Source organism: Bacillota bacterium (assembly GCA_013178125.1).
Taxonomy (GTDB): domain Bacteria; phylum Bacillota; class SHA-98; order Ch115; family JABLXJ01; genus JABLXL01.
In genome coordinates this window covers 45797-65795 of the sequence record JABLXJ010000054.1, presented here as the reverse complement: position 1 = coordinate 65795, position 19999 = coordinate 45797, and the positions used below count along the sequence as shown (strand labels likewise).

Sequence of the window (19999 nt, the reverse complement as noted above, 5' to 3'; positions counted from 1 at the left end):
CAGCCAGGATGAACCTGGGCTAGAGGAATTGGGAGACTCATGGCGAAGTATGTTTTGAATATAGTGGTTATGATCATTTTTTGACGGTGGGGTGAAGGCTTTGAGCAAGTATTCCATTGGCGTAGATTTCGGGACGGAATCGGGCCGGGCGGTCCTTGTGGATGTCGCGACCGGCCAGGAGATTGCGACGGCTGTCTACAAATACTCAAACGGCGTGATCGATGAGATCCTGCCGGACGGCAAAACCAAGCTTCCCCCGGATTTCGCCCTGCAGGACCCCGCGGATTATTTGAGGACATTCGAGGTTACCATACCCGCGGTCCTCAAGGAGGCCGGTGTTGATCCCCGCGATGTCATCGGGGTTGGCATTGACTTCACCTCCTGCACCATGCTTCCCGCTTACAAGGATGGGACGCCGCTATGCTTTGACGAGCGGTTCAAGAGCAACCCCCATGCATGGGTCAAGCTATGGAAGCACCACGCGGCCCAGCCAGAGGCCAACAAGCTGAACGCCATAGCCCGCGAGCGGGGGGAGGGGTTCCTCGCCCGCTACGGCGGCAAGATATCCTCTGAATGGTTCTTCCCGAAGGTATGGCAGATATTAGATGAGGCACCTGAAATATACCAGGCTGCGGACCGTTTCATCGAGGCTGCTGACTGGGTGGTCTGGCAGCTCACCGGGGTTGAGACGCGCAACTCGTGCACTGCGGGCTATAAGGCGATATGGAGCAAGGGGGAAGGGTTCCCGGGCAATGACTTTTTCAAGGCCCTGGACCCGAGGCTTGAGCATGTTATAGACGAGAAGATGTCCCGCACGATCCTGCCGCTGGGGACCAGGGCGGGGGGCATAACCCCCAGGATGGCCCAGATGACGGGGCTTATCCCCGGGACCGCGGTTGCGGTGGCTAATGTTGATGCGCATGTGGCGGTCCCGGCAGCGACAGTGGTCGAACCCAATAAGATGGTTATGGTCATGGGGACCTCCATCTGCCATATGGTCGTGGGGGAGGAACTCAAGATCGTCGAGGGCATGTGCGGGGTGGTCGAGGACGGCATCCTGCCCGGATTCTACGGATATGAAGCCGGCCAGTCGGCAGTCGGTGACATCTTCGCCTGGTTCATCGAAAATTGCGTGCCCGAGCGGTATGAGCAGGAGGCCCGCGCTCGCGGCATGAACATCCACGAGCTATTCGAGGAGAAGGCCAGGGCGCTCCGCCCAGGTGAGAGCGGGGTCATGGCGCTGGACTGGTGGAATGGGAATAGATCGATTCTCGTTGACGCCGACCTGACGGGGCTGCTTATCGGGTGCACGCTTGCGACGAAGCCCGAGGAGATATACCGGGCCCTGATCGAGGCCACGGCGTTTGGGACGGCGACGATAATAAGGGCTTTCGAGGAAAAGGGCTTGCCGATAAAGGAGCTCTACGCGTGCGGCGGGTTGCCTGAGAAGAATAAGCTCCTCATGCACATCTATGCAGATGTTACGGGCAAGGAGATCAAGGTATCCGCGTCATCCCAGACCCCTGCTCTAGGCGCGGCCATGTTTGGAGCCGTGGCGGCGGGCGAGGCCGCAGGGGGCTACGATGATATAGTGGATGCTGCGAGGTACATGGCCCATTTGAAGGATGGGGTCTTCAAGCCTGATATGGCAAATCACGAGGTATATCAGAAGCTCTTTGCTGAGTACCGCAAGCTCCATGATTATTTCGGGCGGGGAGCCAATGATGTCATGAAGGTCCTGAAGGCGATAAAGGCCGAGGTCGTGGGGTGAGATTCAAGAGGCTGGCATGGCCCGCGGGTCCGTTTAATCGTCGATTCACTCGATTCAGTTACTCGTCGATCCATTGGGCGACACGGATTCGGCGGTCGAATTCAGAGACATGAGAGGTATGGAACGAATAGATGGAACTGGGACATATGGACATGGACCTTTTAGGCAGGTCATTTCGCTGCACCTGCGGTAGGGAGCACCACGTGCCCATACGCCAGGTGGTTGTAGGGGATGACGCGATGGCCCGCATGCGCGAGTTCGCCAGGAGCGAGTTTGTTGCCCGCCCTGGCCCCGGGATCACGGCGGGTGGTTCGAGGGCGGTCCTTGTGGCGGACCGGAATACATACGCGGCCGCAGGGGATGCCGCAAGGAGCGCCCTCGAGGGCGCCGGTTGCGACGTCGAGGTCCTCGTCCTCGGTGAAGATGGTGGGAATGGGCGTTGTGTCCAGGGCGTACTCGAGGCGGATGAGGAGGCGATAGGAAGCGTCCTCGCCCGGCTTTCGGGTTCTGGGTCTGAATCTGACGTGGCGTTGTCTAAGTCGCCCGAACCGGCAGCCGGGGTGGCGGGATCGGCCGCGGTCCGTAAGACGTTTGCCGTTGCGGTCGGTTCGGGAACTATCAATGATATCGTGAAGTATGCCAGCTTCAAAGCCGGCTGCCCGTATATCAGCGTCCCTACGGCCCCATCGATGGATGGCTATACTTCGTCGGTAGCCGCGCTCCTTCTAGGCGGCTTCAAGAGGACCTTGCCGGCAGCTCCCCCGCTGGCGGTTTTTGCCGATCTTGGCGTCCTTTCGCGGGCGCCCTCTAATATGGTGGCGGCCGGATTCGGCGACCTGCTCGGGAAACTCATGGCAGGTGCGGATTGGGTTCTGGCAAGGCTGGTCAATGGTGAGTATTACTGTGAACTCGCAGCGGACCTTGCCAGGTCCATTGCCCTTGAATGTATGGAGAGGGGTTCTGAGATTGGGACGCACACCAAGGGTGCCATCAAGAGCTTGACCGAGGGGCTGATATGGTCGGGGATCGCCATGCTCATGGTGGGCAACTCGCGTCCCGCTTCGGGCGCGGAGCACCATCTTTCACATTACTGGGAGCTGAAGAGCCTTCGTGAGGGGCGGCCCCAGCCCTTCCACGGCACTAAGGTAGGCGTGGCCACAATCCTCATTGCCGGGGTTTACGACGATATCCTGGGGCGCGATCCCCGGGGGATCGATCTTGCCGACCTGAAAAGGAGGCACCCATCGCGGGAGGAGCGAGAGGCGCGGATACGGCGCTTTTATGGCCCTATGGCCGGGGAGGCTATCATTGAGACGGCCGGCAAGTATCTCCCCTGGGAGGAGAGGGAGAAGAAGCTGCGCGAAGTCCTGGCCCGGTGGGATGAAATACGCGACACTCTGAGGGAGATCGTCCCTGGTGCTGATCGGGTGAGGGATGCCCTGGAGCAGGCGGGCGCGCCCGCCACGCCGGAGGCTATAGGTTTCAGCAGCGACTGGGTCTGGGAGGCCCTGGCGAATGCGAAAGACTTGAGGATGAGATTTACGGTCCTGGATTTTGCGGATTTGCTGGGATTCCTGGATGAGATCGCGAGTGCCAGAGCATACAAGAGAAGTCAGGGAGGTTCGTAGCAGGATGCTGGAAAAGCTGCGAGAAGAAGTCTGGAGGATGAATCTGGAACTGCCCAAAAACGGCCTCGTTACTATGACAAGCGGCAACGTGAGCGGCCGCGACCGTGAAACGGGCTATGTCGTGATCAAACCGAGCGGGGTGAGGTATGAGGACCTGAAACCCGAGGATATGGTTGTGGTGAACCTGGATGGCGAAGTAATTGAGGGCCGTCTCAAGCCCTCTGTTGACACGTCGACCCACCTTTATGTATACAGGCACATGCCGGAGGTCGGTGGGATTGTCCATACACATTCGCCCTACGCTACGGCCTTTGCCGCCCTTGGCCGGCCGATTCCTGTTTACCTTACGGCTATGGCTGACGAGTTCGGCGGCCCGATCCCCGTTGGCCGTTACGCAAAGATAGGGGGCGAGGAGATCGGCCAGGTCATCGTCGAGTCGATCGGCAAGAGCCCAGCCATCCTCATGAAGAATCACGGTGTTTTCACGGTCGGCCCAACGCCTGCGGCCGCCCTGAAGGCGGCCGTGATGGCTGAGGATATAGCCCGCACCGTCCACCTGGCCCTCCAGCTCGGCCAGCCGGATGAGATACCTCCTGAGGAGGTCGAACGGGGGCACCGGCAGTACATTGAGAAATACGGGCAATGAGCCCAGCGAGCCCTAGTGGCAAGTATTTTTCCACTTCGCGTGCTAAGCTGGGAAGCTAATTGCCACCTACACGTTGAGTATGGGAAGTATCTTTTCACTTCTTATGCCGGGGTGGCGAGTCATTTGCTACCTCGGTGCCTACTCTGACAACTTTTTTACCACCCTACCATGATCCACCGATGATGGTGCTAAGCATCTTACCACCTCGCGGCAGAAGAGTGGCAAGATGTTTGCCACCTGCCCGCCTTATCATGACAACTCTGTTGCCATTCTGATACGCTTACCAATTGGCAAATATCTATAGCACACTGATCTGGCGAGGGTTCCGGGGAACTTGTGGTGATAGATGGTGATTATTTGTAGTTTAAGAAAAAGTTTGGTCGACTCTAGGAGGAATTTTCGTAAGTATATCGAATTATATCTATGAGAGAGTAAAGTGAAATTGTCACTGGTAATTCGCTGCCATTGACAATTCGATGAAAGTAGGACAGCTTTCCGTGTTGCCATTTGAAAGACAACTGGCTATCTTGGAAGCTTTAAAGGAAAAGGGCACGATTGATGTTCTTACACTGGCGCGGAGTCTCGGGGTCTCGGCAAACACCTTGCGGAGGGATTTAACCTTCCTGGAATCCAAGGGCTACTTGAGGCGCGTCTATGGAGGCGCCACGATTATGACCGTGAGCCCGCTGGAGGCCAAGTATGTAAATTATAATACGCGCACGGCCCTTGCCAGTGAGAGGAAGGATATCATAGGCATGGTGGCGGCCGATATGATCGAGGATGGCGATACCGTCATCCTGGACTCGGGCACCACGACCCTCCAGATCGCAAGGCACCTTGAGGGGAGGCATAACGTTACCGTCATCACTAACGATATCAAGGTCGCGGCCGAGTTATGCGGTAAGCGCGGGATCCTGGTGGTCACTACGGGCGGGTTCACCGACGAGTCATTCTCATCAAGTGGCGTGATAGCTGAGAGAACCATCGCCGAGGTGCGTCCGGACAAGGTTTTCCTCTCGTCTCTCGGGGTCTCGGTCAAGGATGGCCTTACTGATGGCAGGATGGAGCAGGCCACGATCAAACGGGTCATGGCCAACGCCGGCCGCGAGGTCATCCTGGTGGCGGATTCGAGCAAGGTCGGGAAGGTTTTATCATGTTTTATCTGCCCCGTATCCGCGATTACGCGATGGATCACGGATGACGGGGTGCCGCCAAATGTGATCGCCGGCGTGGAGAAGGAGGGATGCGAGGTTATCATCGCCGGCCGAGAGGGCGGCAGGGCCGAGCAGAGAGGGTATCTAAGGCGCTAGGAGGGGCCTTGGAGACCCAGTAAAGAGACCTAACAGAAACGATGATCCAGCAAAGGGGTGGTTACAGGGTAAGCAATGAGGCAAAGAACCTGAAGTTTTCCTCTTCGTTCTATATCCAGATGTAAGGCGTGAGACGATTAAGACTATATTCCAAGGACAGAATGGTATTACTTTTGTATTGCATAAAGCAAACCAACTGTAGTCAAGCGAGGGAGGAATCTTGAGTGAAAAGTCGATGGCATATTTGTCTCTCGGTTACAATCCTGGTATGCTTGCTTGCTACCTGGAGCGTAGCGGCCGCCATGACGGAGGAACAGAAGTGGCGCCAGTTTGCAAACGACAACATCACCCTACATTTACTATCCGAGGATACCCCCCCTACGGCTGCCATCAAAGCGATCATCGGTGAGTTTGAAAAGAAAACAGGGATCAAAGTGGAAATCACTCAGACCCGCCTTGAAGACGTGGTTGCCAAGGTCCTGATGGACTTCTCCGCTGGCGCGGGCGACATAGAGCTGATTTACGCGGATCCTTACCAGATATTAGCCCCATTGTATGGCCACTTCGCTGATATGAGAAAATTTATGAATGATCCAACTCTGCCGGCTTTGCCCAAGGGGCTTAACGACTTCATTAAGACAGAATTAATCGCCGGCGGCTACATGATCGACCCTGACCGTCTCCTTGCGATTCCGTATGACTGCCCAACCATGATATGGGCTTATCGAAAGGACATCTTCGATAAATATCGCGATGCATTTAAGAAGGATAAGGGCTATGATTGGACGCCCGGCCCGAATCTCAGCTGGGAACAGTACTATGAAATCGCCGACTGGATCAATAAGAATGTGAAAGAGGTTAAATACGGCACCGGGCACCAGGCCTTGATGTATGATTCCCTCCAGTGTGACTTCAGCAACGTGTTATCTGCCTTTGGCGGGTCCTACTTCTCCAACCCGAAGGTAGCGACCTATGGCACCGATCTCCCTGGTAAGTGCCTCCTCGATTCGCCACAGGCCATTGAGGCCGCGAAGTTCTACAAGAAGCTGTTAAGCATTGCGCATCCAGGCAGCACATCATGGGATTGGAGCGGCCTCGCTGAAGCCTTCGCTGCCGGCGAGATAGCCATGTGCCCTGAGTGGCACGAGTTCGCAGCCATGTTTGAAGACCCCAAGCGTTCCAAGGTCGCCGGAAAGGTTGGATGGACCATCCTGCCTCATGGGCCCAACGGCAGCAAGAATATCTGGGGGGGAACGAATATCTCCATTAACTCCTACGCCCCCGAGAAGGAGCAGAAAGCTGCTTGGCTATTTATCGTATGGGCGACAAGCCCCGAGGTGCAGAAGAAACTCCTCTTGAGCGGCTCTACGCCGACGAGGTATTCGGTTTATAATGATCCTGAGGTCCAGCAGTGGATCAAGCAGAAAAAGCATCCTGTAATGGAGTCTCTAAAAGCCGTACAGGAGGCCTGGAAACCCGAGAATATCTTCCTGCGCCCCAAGACTCCCAAATGGCTTGAGGTTAATACAGTCGTGTTCACCGAGCTGTCTTACATGCTGGCGGGCAAGAAAACGCCTGAGCAGGCTATGAAGGATGCAGCTGCCCAGATCGACAAGATAACCGGCTGGGCTAAGATGAAAAAGTAACGATAACAGTAATTTAAGGCGGTAGCAACTTAAACCAGCAACTTAAACCCGGGTAGTGATCTGTGCCGGGCCTACAGGATGGGGGCCATCGTATGTGCCCTTCCCGGATAGGCACATACGATGGCCCTGCAAGGGCCGGCTTTTTATCGTGGGGGCGGCTCGGCCGATTTTGATACCTGGTTTGGAGGGAATGAATTTGAGCGCAGCTTCAGCCCGCCGTAGCGGCAGGGTGCCTACGGAAACCTGGATGCTTTTGCCCAGCATCGTTGTGTTAGCCATCATTAGCCTTTATCCGTTCTTTTACATGATCTGGATGAGCTTCATGAGGTTTTCAATGCTGCCAGGCCAGCCCTCTACTTTTATAGGGTTTGGTAACTGGCTGCGTATGTTATCTGATCCCGGCGTCGGGGTTTCCTGGGTAGTAACCATAAAATACTATATCATCGCACTTGCCCTGCAACTAACCCTTGGCGTGGGCATTTCTCTAGCTATTGAGCGGCTAGGGCGCGGCCAGGGCCTCATAACTACCCTTATAATCGCGCCCATGTTTCTGGCGCCGGTCCTGGTGGGCCTCCTCTGGCGCTTCTTGCTCCATGATAGCTACGGGATATTTACATATTTCTTGCGGCAACTTGGCTTTTTGAGGGGGATCAGCGTCTTTGGGGATCTGAGGACTGCACTCCCGGCGGTCATTATAATGGACACCTGGGAGTGGACCCCCCTTATCGCGCTCATAACCATCGCCGGGCTTCAAGCCTTGCCCCAGGACGTTTACGAGGCTGCATCCATAGATGGAGCCACTTACTGGCAGCGGCTAGTATATATAACCTTTCCGATGTTAAAGCCCGTGCTGGTTGTAGCGCTTTTGATCCGGACGATGGACCTTGTGCGCTTCTATGATCAGATCATGATAACCACGAGCGGGGGCCCGGCCGATGCCACCAAGATCCTGGCGATCAGAATATTTGAGCAGGGCTTTAGGCAGTTTAACATAGGCTACGCGTCCGCCCTCGGACTTACCCTGTTGGTTGTCAGCATTATTCTGGGTAACTTCTTTGTGAAATTCTTTTCAATGGAAGATAAGGGGTGATCAGATTTGGAGGGTTCTCGCAGAGTGCCAACGGCAAAGCGCGACATCGCCTGGGGCCAGGTGGCGCTTGTTGCATTCATAACGATTTTTTTGATCTGGACCTGGCTCCCCATCATCTGGATGGTTTTAGCCTCGTTTAAGACAGAGGAGAATATGTTTAATATGCCTCCTAAATTCCTCTTTAGACCCACTTTAATGAATTATACTTTCATGTTCCACGAAGGTATCCTCAAGTATGTGAAAAACAGCGCTGTAGCGGCTTTTGCCTCGACTTTTATCGCGATGGTCCTTGGGTCATTGGGTGGCTATGCATTAGCGCGTGGGAGGATGAGGATGAAAAACCAGATTGCGTTCTGGATCATAACCACGCGTATGGCCCCAATCGCCGCGATAATCTTGCCTCTCTATATCATTTTCCGGAGCCTCCACATTCTCAACACGATCAAGGCATTGATCGTGGCGCACACGACCTTCAATCTGCCATTTGCTATATGGCTTATGATGGGCTTCTTCAGGGAGATCCCGCGCGAGGTTGAGGAGGCCGCCCTTGTTGATGGATGCAGTCCATTCCAGGCCTTCTACCGGGTGGCCCTCCCGCTGGTAACTCCGGGCTTGCTTGTAACGGCCATCTTGTCGATAATGTTCTCATGGAACGATTACGCCTTTGCGGTGCTCTATACAGCAGCTGATAGCCAGACACTTCCCGTCGTAGCCGCTCGTCTGATGACGATGCGCGGGATTCTCTGGGGACAGGTAATGAGCATGGGCACTCTTATATTCGTACCGATACTGGCGGCTGCGCTTCTAATCAGGAAATACCTCGTGAGAGGGCTCACCATGGGCGCCATCAAGTGAGAAGGGAGCCAGAAGCCGGAGATAGACGAGGGGGTATATGAGTTGAAAGCAGCTATTTTCGCAGGTAACGGGCGCTTTGAAATCAGAGAGGTCCCCCTTCCTGAGATTCCTGAGGGATGGGCCCGCGTGAAGGTGGGCGCGGCCGGGATTTGTGGGTCCGACCTTCATATTATCCGCGGCGAGCACCCCGTTCTCCCGGACGCTGTAGGCCATATCCTCGGGCATGAGAATGCAGGCGTTGTCACTGAGATAGCGGGAGATGGCCGATGGGGCGGGGCGGCTATAGCTGAAGGTGACCGGGTTGGTATCGAACCCCTGACCACTTGCGGGGAGTGCGTTTATTGCAGGACCGGGTACTATTACCTGTGTGAATCATTGAAGCACGTTGGTATAGCCTACCCTGGCGGCTTCGCCGAATACACCGTGGCCCCGGTTAATAAGCTTTACCGCCTCCCCGAGGGACTTGCCTTCACCCTGGCATCGCTCCTCGACCCTCTGGCGGTTGCTGTGCATGCGGTAAATGTCACCGACGTCAGAGTATCCGATAGGGTCCTCGTATATGGCGATGGCCCGGTGGCATTATGCATAATCGGCGTTCTCAATGTCATGCGGGTCCGTGATATCTCCATCGTCGGGCACCATGACCGCAATCTGAGGAAGGCTACCTCCATGGGCGCGGTATGCGCGGTAAACTCCAGGAGAGACTCTTCACGGGACGGTGTTTCTAATGATGTCTCAGGTTATGGTGAGGCAGGCGCTGGAAGCCATGATAATGGCGGCGGAGCCCGGCCTTGCGGCAATGCTGGTGGTGCGAAGCGGTTTGATGTAGTTTTCCAATGTGTGGGTGGCGGTGCCCAGGTCCTGAGGGATTTAATCCCGCGCGTGGAGAGGTTGGGCCGCGTGGCGCTGCTCGGAATCGCCACAGATCTGCAGCTGGTACCGGCATTTGAAGTTATGGCCAAGGAGGTCCGGATTATAGGCTCCAATAGTTACGGGTATTTCAGGCAGAGACCGGAGTTTGAGATCGCCCTCGAGATGCTGGATGCGCACAAGCTCCTATTTAGCCATGTTATAACTCATGAGATATCCCTTGATGAAATAGAGAAGGGATTTGAGATGTTGACGGAGAAAGATAAATCTGGTGCAATAAAGGTGGTTGTGGTGCCCCGTTAGTCGCCTGCGGTGGTAGGCTATGATAGAGTTTCTGGTAGGACGTGGTAGGGCTTGGATAACTCGGATAACCTGGATAACCTAGATGGCCTAAATAGCCCGGCTGACCCTGGTGGCCTGGATGGTTTAGATGACCCAGATGCCCCGGATAGCCCGGTGGATTGGGGATGGGGCGGCACCATGTCTACTGCCCGTCTTGGCTATTTGGCGTGTTGAGTGCTTAGTGAATACTTTTCGTGAATACTATATAGAGAGAAAGGAGGCAAGCCGCAACTTGCAGTGCCGGCGCCAGTGTCGTGGGGATAGGGCATGCCTGTTGCGGTGTTATTATTGTAGTTATGGAGAGAAAGATGAAAGCCGCCGTCCTCGAGCGGCCGGGTGTGATCAAGATCGAGGAGCTCGACAGGCCTTCGCCCGGGCCTGGTGAGGTCCTGGTGCGTATCAAATCGGTGGGTGTCTGCGGGTCTGATATCCACTATTACAGGCATGGCAGGATAGGCGCCTATGTGGTCGAGAAGCCGATCATCCTCGGGCACGAATCATCGGGTGAGGTGGCGGAGGTCGGTGAGGGCGTGAGTTCCCTGAGGGTTGGCGACAGGGTGAGCCTGGAGCCCGGCATTCCCTGCAGGAAATGTGTATTTTGCAAGACGGGCAGGTACAACCTTTGCCCCGATGTTGTGTTCATGGCCACCCCGCCCGTTGACGGGGCTTTTGTGGAGTATGTGACCTTCCCCGAGGACTTTGCATTTAAGCTGCCCGATAATGTATCGTTTGATGAGGGAGCCCTGATCGAGCCGCTCGCCGTGGGGGTATATGCATCCGAGCGAGCAGGGGTGAAGCCCGGGCTCAGCGCTGTGGTGCTGGGAGCCGGGCCCATCGGCCTTGTGACGCTGCAGGCGGCGAAGGCCTATGGTGCGAGCCCTGTAGTGGTGCTGGATATAAGCGATTTCAGGCTCAACATGGCGAGAAAGCTTGGGGCTGACTTTGTAATAGATTCCAGGGATACGCAGGCTATTGAAAAGGTGCTCGACGCTGTGGGCGGCGGGGGAGCGGACCTGGTCTTTGAGGCTGCCGGGGCCATCCCGACGATACAAATGACCACCAAGATCGCGAAGAGGGGCGGTAAGGTGGTCTTTATAGGGCTTTCCGCAAAGGACATGGTGGATTATAATGTAGTGGAGGTATCGAGTAAGGAGCTTGATGTGCTTGGGATCTTCAGGTATGCGAATGTCTACCGGAAGGCAATAGACATGGTCTCAGCGGGTAAGATCGACCTCAAGAGCATGATCACCCACCATTTCCCGCTTGAAAGGACGCAAGAGGCCCTTGATCTGGCGGATACTAAGAAGAACGAGGCCATAAAGGTTATAGTCAACCCGTAGACTATAGTCAACCCGTAGACAACCCGTAGAACGGGTCGTTACCGTAAGCCCGGATAACTTTGCCGAGGCAAACATTACCCGGTGCGCCGGAATTCGTGGATGTCCCGAATACCCTGTCCCGCAGTCCCGTAGTCCCTTGGTGCCGGCGGGTGGTCAGAAACCGGAAATTGGTATGGGGATTGGGATCGGGGCGGGCTATGAATACTTTACCAAGATTACAGGGGGAGATAGTTGTGCTGGCGGCAGTTATAAATAAACCTAACGATCTGGAAATGAAGGAAGTCCCGACTCCGATGCCCAAGCCCAATGAGGCGCTCGTGCGGGTCAAGGCGTGCGGGGTGTGCGGCACGGATGTGCATATTTTTAAGGGGGAATTCATATCCCCCTATCCCATTATCCCCGGGCACGAGCTCGCGGGCATTGTGGAGCAGGTTGGCGCCGGGGTGACGAGGGTGAAGCCCGGCGATGCCGTGGCGGTGGATCCGTCGCTATTCTGCGAGAACTGCTATTTCTGCGTTCAGAACAAACAGAATCACTGTGAGAACTGGAATGGCCTTGGAAACACCGTGGCGGGCGCCTTCGCCGAATTCGTCGCGGTCCCCGAGGCCAACCTGTTTAAAACCACGCTCAAGGACTTAAAACATGCCGCCTTTGTGGAGCCGCTCGCCTGCGTGATCTATGGCCACGAGAGGGCGCGGATGTCCATAGGGGATTCGGTTTTGATATTTGGTTCCGGGCCTATAGGCCTGCTGCACTTGCAGGTGGCCCTCAAGGCAGGGGCCTCGGCGGTAGACGTTGTGGACCTGAAGCCCGGCAGGCTCGAGATCGCGAGATCGCTTGGTGCGCGCAACACCTTCAAGGGGGATGATCCTGATCTCACAAAGGCCCTGCGGGATGTGGAGCCCCGTGGTTACGATCTCGTTATCGATGCCACCGGCGTGCCCAAGGTGGTTGAGAACGCTATTCAGTACGTTAAGAATAGCGGCAAGCTGTTGATCTTTGGAGTCTGCCCTCCGGAGGGAAGGATAAGCATAAGCCCCTTTGAGATCTACAAGCGAGATCTCGAGATAATAGGCTCCTTTGCCATCAAGAAGACATACCTGGCCGCCCTGCGCATGATGGAGAGCGGGTACATCAAGGTTGACCCGCTCATTGGCGGCGTATTCCCGCTGCCTGAGTTCCCGACGGCTCTGGAGCTCATGGCGAGCGGCCGGGCCGACATGAAGCTCATTGTGACTCCATAGATGCATAGATGTGGATAGATAGATGCGCATAGATAGATGTGCATAGATGGTTGAGTTAGGCCGTTGAATGAGGCCGGCCTCCTGAAAGGGCCGGCCTTCTTCGGGGAGCCGGGAGTCACAGGGCCGGAAGTCATGGGCCGGGAGCCATGGTGCCGGGAGGCGCCTGGAGGTAAGCAGTAGGCAAGCGCGGTGGGGTGAGGACCATTGGATTATAGGGATCATGATTATAAGGATTATAACGCGGTTTATAACGCTTTCAGTGAAATAAGCGCCAATCTTGAAACTGAAGCTATGAGGATCACCGATACGCATGAGCATTTGAGGCCTGATGATTTCTACCAGGACATAGACCTTGAGAAGGTCCTGAAAAACAGCTATGTCGACTGGTGTGGAGTTGAATTGAAAGGGAGCGACCGCGCTGCGCGGGCCCGGTTTCTCGAGAAGGTGCGGGTTAATTCATACTTTCGCTGGCTCCTCCGCTCGCTCCAGCAGCTCTACGGATTCGAGGGCGAGATCACGGCGGACAACTGGGATGAAATCTCCGCCCGTATCAGGGCGGCGCATGCCGATCCTGGTTGGAAGTTCAAGGTGCTCACGGAGAAGTGCCGGATAGGACGGGCCATCCTGGATGCATACTGGGACCCGGGGAGCGATAACAGGCATCCCGAGGTTTTTTCGCCCACCTTCAGGATTAACATGTTTTTATTTGGCTATAAAAGGAAGGCCGCTGATCATAACGGCAACAATCCCTTCCAGTTTGCCCGGAGGTATGGGGTCGAGATTGCGGATTTCGAGAGCTACCTGGCTTTCGTCGACTTTGCTATCAGAAGGGCCAAGGAGGGCGGCGCTGTCGCATTGAAGTCGGCCCTGGCCTACGATAGGGGCCTGGACTTCGACTATATAGCCCGCGACAGGGCTGCGAAGGTGTTTGAAATGGATGACGCAAGCATTTCGCCTTGCGATGAGAAGGCTTTTGGTGATTATATCTTTCATTTTATCTGCGAAAAGGCCGCAGAGTATGGACTCCCGCTGCAGTGCCATACCGGCCTGGGCAAGATATGGGGTTCCAACCCGATGAACCTTGTTCCCGTGATTGAGCGCCACCCCGAAACGAAGTTTGTATTGTTCCACGGGGGTTACCCCTGGTTCCACGAGTGCGGGGGCCTCGCTCATAATTACAAAAATGTTTACCTGGATCTGGTTTGGTTGCCTCTGATCTCACCATGCGCGGCGAGAATGGCGTTAAGCGAGTGGCTGGAGGTCGCTCAGACGATAGATAGGATCTCATGGGGCGGCGATACTTGGACCGTCGAGGAGTGCTTCGGGGCGGTAATCGCTGCAAAGCATGTGATAGCTCAGGCCCTGGCAGATAAGGCGGCCGGCGGTTATTTCGACATGGAGACCGCCCTCGATGTCGCTAAGAGGCTTCTTCGCACAAACGCGGAGGAGCTGTATACACTTTAGACCCATTTGCGCCAGAAGGCGGTCGCTTTTCGACCCACCCTCCGCTAAAAGACCGCACGATGATGGCGGTAAGTATCAGGCATACCTGCCGGGCAGGTACGGCCTCTTTTCGCCCGGCGGACGCGGCTATAGGGCGGGCCGCTCTGTAATCTCGAGAGCATCCTGCTGGTGGAGGTTAGCAAGTAACCTGCTCGCTCAGGAGACGCGGGCCAGGGGAGACTCGCCCGCTAAGCTGAGCGCAAGGCGCGGCCGCGCGGTTATACGTTGAACCGGAAGCTAATGATGTCCCCGTCCGCCACGATATAATCCTTGCCCTCCAGCCGGTAGAGTCCTTTTTCCTTCAGCGCCGCGATGGAGCCGTGGAGTTTCAGGTCATCGAAGCCAGCCACCTCGGCCCTGATGAAGCCCTTTTCAATATCTGAATGTATCTTGCCAGCCGCCGCTTTTGCCGTCGTGCCATTCTTTATCGTCCATGCCTTGACCTCATCCTCCCCCACGGTGAAGAATGATATGAGTCCGAGGGCGTCGTAACAGGCCCGCGCGAGTTTCCTAATACCGGGCTCACTTATCCCGAAATCCTGCATAAAGGCGGCCTGGTCGTCTTCATCGTCGAGGCTCGCGATCTCGGCCTCGATCCGCGCCGAGAGCTCCACCAGCGGCGACCTCGCGTTCGCGGCCCGCAGTCTGAGTTCAGCCCGGCCAGGGTAATCGCCCGTCTTGAGATGTTCCTCGCCCATATTTATTACGGTTACGAGGGGCTTTGCCGTGAGAAATCCAAAGCCCTTCAGCAAGAGAAACTCTTCGCCGGTGAGTGAGGCATCCCGGACCGGCTTTTCGGCTTCTAGCGCAACCCGGCATTTCTCAAGCGCCTCAAGCTGGCCCGGCTCCAGCTTAATCTTTTTCCGCGGGCCAGCTGGCCCGCGCCCGGCGCCACCCCCTCCACCATTTACTCGTTCGAGGGTCTTGTAAACTATCTCCAGGTCGGATAGAATCAGCTCCATATTCACGGCATCGAAATCCCGGACCGGGTCCACGCTGCCATCCATGTGTGGAATATCTGGCGAAGGGAAAGCCCGTATGACGTGAACTACAGCATCGACACCCTGGATCGATTTGAGAAACATATTGGCCTGGCCCCGAGCGTTATCCCCTTTTACGCCAGCCGAGCGCACGAGGCCGGGGAGGTCCGTTACGCGAATCTGGGCGTACGTGGTTTTCCTGGGTTTGAACATATTATGCAGGTAGTCGATTCTCTCATCCGGCACCTTGGCCATACCTATAGTGCCCTCGTCCCTATTTCCCGGGAAATCGGCCCCCGGGCCCGCTGGCGCCCCCATTCCCGTAAGTAGGTTAAATACCGTAGTTTTACCGGCCATCGGCAGTCCCACAATTCCGATTTGCATAAGAGTCCTGCTCCTTTACCCTTAAAATCTTCCATTTATTGTAGCATAGCATTATCTATCGTAATCATCTATCGTAGCATCATCATGTCCTTAATAGTTAGCTGGCCAGAAGGATAGGTCAGAGCGGGAAACCGGGTCCCCATGGTTCCCATCGAGATTATAGAACCCCAGCGCCCTTTATGTCAAAAGGGAGATGCTGAGCTGCGGGAGGGAATAAGGGAAGCTCTCGAAAGGCGTCTTAAATTTTAGTTGAGGGGGTGCACGTGTCAACATCGGTGGTAAAATGTAATTAATCATCGCGGGAATTGCAATTAATCGCCGGGGAGATTTGTAAGAAATCAACGGGGAAATGAATATCCTACTTAGGCTGGACGTAATCGCTGCTGAATCAGAGGTCGCAGGGGCCCAGGTCGAGCTCGGCAAGGCCGAGGCCAACTTATCGCTCCATGAGATGGCTGAATAGTTCAGTATTCGCCTGGGTGGGTCGGGGGTGGGTGCGCTCCCCCTGGCTTAGATCGCGCAGGCCATGATCTTTTCTTGCGTCGCTTCTTCCCGGGAAAATTCGGCAACTATTCGTCCATTGGACATCACCATAATGCGATCGCTCATACCGAGGATTTCAGGGAGTTCAGATGAGATCAGAATTATGCCCAGCCCTTCCTGGGCCAGTCGGCTGATCAGGGAATGCACCTCGGTTTTAGCTCCGACGTCGATCCCACGGGTTGGCTCATCGAGGATCAGGACCTTGGGATGGAGTGTCAACCATTTCGCGAGCACGACCTTTTGTTGGTTCCCGCCGCTCAGGTTCGCTGTTATCTGCTCGGGCCCCGGGGTCTGGATCCTGAGCCTCTCAATAAACTCCCGGGCAGCCTGTCTTTCCCATTGCCAGTTGAGCCGCGAAAAGCTGCGGGCATTTCTCTCGACCCCAGCGAGGCTTATGTTCTCCCGGACAGCCATTTGGAGCACGAGACCTTGTAACTTTCTATCTTCAGGGACGAGCCCCAAGCCTGAGGCTACGGCATCCTTTGGGGAACGGATATCTACCTTGCGGCCCTCTATATAAATTTCGCCGGTGATCTTGCGGTCAATGCCAAAGATCGCGCGGATGAGCTCCGTGCGCCCCGCTCCGACGAGGCCGGCAAACCCAAGGATCTCTCCTCTTCTCAACGTGAGGCTGACGTCTTTGATCCGGTCGGTTGTGATATATCTCACCTCTAGGACGGTGCCGGATATCTTGGCTTCCTGTTTCGGGAATTCCTTGAGGGGACGCCCGACCATCAGCTTCACGACATCTCCTATGCTCGATTTCGACGGGATCAACTCTCCTACGCGTTTGCCATCGCGCATTACGATGATCCTGTCACCTATCATGAATACCTCCTCAAGCCGGTGGGAGACGAAAACGATGGCGATCCCCTGGTCCCTGAGCCTTCGCATCGTTTGAAACAGAATTTCTGTCTCTCTGCTTGTCAGGGTCGCTGTAGGTTCATCCATGATAATGAGCTTTGCATCCTGCGATAAAGCCTTTGCTATTTCAACCATTTGCTGTTCAGCGACGCTCAGATCTTTAACAAACGCATTGGGGCTAACCCTTACCCCCAGGCGTGATAGGAGCGCCCCGGTCTTTTGAGCCATGGAGGCGTTATCGATGGTATGAAGGCGACCTTTCGTGAGCTCCTTACCCAGGAATATATTGGCGGCAACGGTAAGGTTGGGCGCTAGATTGAACTCCTGGTATATCATGGTGATTCCGCTTTGAATAGCTTGCTGCGGGGTTTTAAAATCCACTTCCCTGCCGTTGAAAATAATGGTGCCGGAATCCCTGGCATGCACCCCGGATAGTACCTTCATTAACGTCGATTTGCCGGCACCGTTCTCGCCCACCAGGCAGAGAATTTCCCCGGGAAAGACCTCAAACTCCACATCATCCAGGGCCTGAACGCCTGGAAATACTTTCGAGATTCCTCTCATCACGAGGACAGGCTCTTTCTTTAGTCCATCCCCCGGTTGCATCATAAAGCCATCTACCCATCCTTCTCTCACCAGTAGTGAGGCCCGTGAAGTTGTATCTATTGGGGCACCGGTGCAGGACCGCAAGTATAATCCCCGCACCGGTGCCTGGAACCTGTCGAAGCGTGTAGGTGGATTTACCATTTAACGGGGATCCCCAGGTCTTTTAGAAGCTTCTTATATTCCTCGAGGTTTGCCCTGGTAACGACATCCACGCCGGTATCGATGTTCGTCTTCGGAAGCATCTGGAGCGTATTCTTAACGCCGATTTTGTGCATATTGTAGAGAACCGCGACGCTCAGGTACCCCATCATGTATGGCCTCTGCCCGATGGTTGCGTCGATTACCCCTTCCTTGATCCATTTTATAATATCAGGGGTGGTATCAAAACAAACCACATGCACCTTGCCGGCCTTTCCCGCGGTTTTTATAGCGCTCGCAGCCGAGGGGCCGTTGTAGGCATACACACCGAAGATCGCGTTTAAATCAGGGTAGGTTTGGAGGACTGATTCCGCGAGGGCCAGAGCTTTCTGGGCGTCCTCATTATCGGATTGAATCGTGACGATCTTGATCCCCGGATGCTTCGCAACGGCATCCTTGAAACCTTGAATGCGTTCGAGAGAGTTTCGCGCGGTAAGGGAGCCGGTGAGGATAGCTACTTTGCCGTTCCCGTTGAGGATCTTTACCATTTGCTCCCCGGCTTCCTTGCCGGCCGAATAGTTATCGGTTCCTATATAGATATAGCGTCCACTATCCGGAGAGTCCGTATCAAGGGTAACCAGGGGTATGCCCTCCTGGAGCGCCTTCTTTGCTACGGCCTTCAAGGCGTCAGGGTCGGAAGCCGCAAATGATATTCCCTTGACGCCCTGAGCTATAAACCCCTCCATGGCCGTTACCTGTCGAGCTATATCTTCGCGCGGCGGCACAAAGAACGTGGCGTCGATGCCGTATGCCTTGGCGGCAGCCTTGACACCGAGCTCGACCTCGCTCCAGTAGGGGTGGACGGACTTACCTAAAACTGCGAGCTTTATCTGCTCTGCAGCCATGGTGGGCACTCCGAGGGCAACCAAAAGCATCAGGAATAAGCAGATAGCAATCAGTCTTTTCATTGAAGCCAGCCCTCCTTGAAAGAAATAAAGGTTTTTAAAACTCAGTCTGGATACCAGTCCTACTTTAACCCAGCGCTCACACCTCCTCCCGGATTTCTCGTTGTTATGAGTTTAGCGATTAGGGCCCTTCGCACCCCCGCCCTTCGTTGCAGGACATCAGATAGCACGGCTATGACAACCACGCAGCCTACGGCGATCTGATGCCAGTACGCTGAAACCTCGAGCAAGACGAGGCCGTTATTTAAAACACTTAGAATGCTGGCGCCTATCAAGGCGCCGAGGACCGTGCCGGATCCCCCCTGCAGGCTCGTCCCTCCGATGACGGAGGAAGCTATGGCGATCAGCTCATATTCAGTGCCTACAGCCGGTTGGCCCTGGCCAAGGCGTGACGCCACCACGATGCCTGTGACGCCAGCCAGGACCGCGCTTGTTATGAAACAAAACGTGATCCTTCGATTCACATCTATTCCTGATAGTCGTGCAGCCTCGATATTCCCGCCAATTGCGTAAATATGCCTGCCGATAACGCTGAAGCGGAGGATATACGTGGCAAAGACGGCCACGATCACAGCTATTATGACGGGAACGGGGATGCCGAGTATGATGCCCTGGCCCAGGAAGAGAAATGATGCCGGTATATTGACTATAGGCCAACCTTTCGTGATGACGGCGGCCGCGCCTCGTGCTATGCTGTAAGTGCCGAGTGTGATTATGAATGGAGGGATTCCGAGGCGAGTCACTGCGAGCCCGTGACCCAATCCGACCAGAGCGGACATCGCGAGTGTAGCTATGATGGCAAGGGTTACGGACCACCCGTTAGCCATCGCAAGCGTGCAGATTATCCCGGAAAGGGCCGTCATCGAGCCCGGCGAGAGGTCGATGCCCCCCGTGATGATGACGAACGTTTCACCGACGGCTATCACTGCGAAAAGAGCGATCTGCCTGATGAGGATCTGGATATTGTAGGGTGACAGGAATCTGGGGTTTAAGACGGCTATTATAGTGCTCAGAACGATAAGGGCGATTAGGACGTTTACCTCCCTTATCATTTTAAATGAGCGTCTCGCCTGTTTCCCGGGCGCCTGGGCACGGGCCAGTTCCATAGGGGCTTCACCTCCATTTACCATTTACATTTAAGAGCAAGGTTCGTGCCGGGTAAGTGGTGATCAGATTCACGGCAAGAGTCAACAAGCGTCAACGGGGATAGAAATCCCTGATTATTCAGCCTTCAAGGCCTTATAAGGATATTTAATTTATCTTTGACTATTCTG

General features: G+C 55.2%; 15 protein-coding genes. 11 read left to right on the top strand and 4 right to left on the bottom strand.

Annotation, left to right across the window (positions count from 1 at the left end; translation table 11 throughout):
• The first annotated feature begins 100 nt into the window (after positions 1-100).
• The 11 genes from HPY71_15950 to HPY71_15900 all read left to right on the top strand — a co-directional run bounded on the left by HPY71_15950 (position 101) and on the right by HPY71_15900 (position 14206).
• A complete protein-coding gene (locus HPY71_15950) occupies positions 101-1771 on the top strand; it encodes a ribulokinase (protein NPV54981.1) in 1671 nt (556 codons plus the stop codon).
• Positions 1772-1902: 131 nt separating this feature from the next.
• Positions 1903-3399: a sn-glycerol-1-phosphate dehydrogenase gene (locus tag HPY71_15945; GenBank protein ID NPV54980.1), complete on the top strand. Its 1497-nt coding sequence runs from the start codon at positions 1903-1905 to the stop codon at positions 3397-3399.
• A 4-nt stretch (positions 3400-3403) separates the two neighbouring features.
• On the top strand, positions 3404-4045 hold the full coding sequence (locus HPY71_15940; protein NPV54979.1) for an L-ribulose-5-phosphate 4-epimerase: 642 nt from the start codon (positions 3404-3406) through the stop codon (positions 4043-4045).
• A gap of 476 nt (positions 4046-4521) precedes the next feature.
• Positions 4522-5355 (top strand): DeoR/GlpR transcriptional regulator, encoded by an 834-nt coding sequence (locus tag HPY71_15935; GenBank protein ID NPV54978.1) that lies wholly within the window; start codon positions 4522-4524, stop codon positions 5353-5355.
• Positions 5356-5579: 224 nt separating this feature from the next.
• Positions 5580-7001, top strand: a complete 1422-nt coding sequence (locus HPY71_15930) for a sugar ABC transporter substrate-binding protein (protein NPV54977.1) — start codon at positions 5580-5582, stop codon at positions 6999-7001.
• 196 nt (positions 7002-7197) lie between these two features.
• Positions 7198-8091 (top strand): sugar ABC transporter permease, encoded by an 894-nt coding sequence (locus HPY71_15925; protein NPV54976.1) that lies wholly within the window; start codon positions 7198-7200, stop codon positions 8089-8091.
• 120 nt (positions 8092-8211) lie between these two features.
• The gene (locus tag HPY71_15920) at positions 8212-8946 is read left to right on the top strand and encodes a carbohydrate ABC transporter permease (GenBank protein NPV54975.1); all 735 of its coding nucleotides are present in this window, start codon (positions 8212-8214) and stop codon (positions 8944-8946) included.
• A 42-nt stretch (positions 8947-8988) separates the two neighbouring features.
• Positions 8989-10119 carry an alcohol dehydrogenase catalytic domain-containing protein gene (locus tag HPY71_15915; protein NPV54974.1) on the top strand — a complete coding sequence of 377 codons (1131 nt, stop codon included), beginning with the start codon at positions 8989-8991 and terminating at the stop codon, positions 10117-10119.
• Between the two features lie 335 nt (positions 10120-10454).
• Positions 10455-11498 carry an NAD(P)-dependent alcohol dehydrogenase gene (locus HPY71_15910; protein ID NPV54973.1) on the top strand — a complete coding sequence of 348 codons (1044 nt, stop codon included), beginning with the start codon at positions 10455-10457 and terminating at the stop codon, positions 11496-11498.
• Between the two features lie 233 nt (positions 11499-11731).
• Positions 11732-12742: a zinc-dependent alcohol dehydrogenase family protein gene (locus HPY71_15905; protein NPV54972.1), complete on the top strand. Its 1011-nt coding sequence runs from the start codon at positions 11732-11734 to the stop codon at positions 12740-12742.
• A gap of 204 nt (positions 12743-12946) precedes the next feature.
• Positions 12947-14206: an amidohydrolase family protein gene (locus HPY71_15900; protein ID NPV54971.1), complete on the top strand. Its 1260-nt coding sequence runs from the start codon at positions 12947-12949 to the stop codon at positions 14204-14206.
• 257 nt (positions 14207-14463) lie between these two features.
• On the opposite strand, the gene ychF is transcribed toward HPY71_15900, so the two are convergent.
• The 4 genes from ychF to HPY71_15880 form a co-directional block, all read right to left on the bottom strand.
• Positions 14464-15609, bottom strand: coding sequence for a redox-regulated ATPase YchF (gene ychF, locus HPY71_15895; protein NPV54970.1), 1146 nt, complete (start codon positions 15607-15609; stop codon positions 14464-14466).
• 510 nt (positions 15610-16119) lie between these two features.
• Positions 16120-17622, bottom strand: a complete 1503-nt coding sequence (locus HPY71_15890; GenBank protein ID NPV54969.1) for a sugar ABC transporter ATP-binding protein — start codon at positions 17620-17622, stop codon at positions 16120-16122.
• Between the two features lie 134 nt (positions 17623-17756).
• Complete coding sequence (locus HPY71_15885) at positions 17757-18728, bottom strand: sugar-binding protein (protein ID NPV54968.1); 972 nt, start codon at positions 18726-18728, stop codon at positions 17757-17759.
• Between the two features lie 59 nt (positions 18729-18787).
• Positions 18788-19831: an ABC transporter permease gene (locus tag HPY71_15880; GenBank protein NPV54967.1), complete on the bottom strand. Its 1044-nt coding sequence runs from the start codon at positions 19829-19831 to the stop codon at positions 18788-18790.
• Positions 19832-19999: the final 168 nt, after the last annotated feature.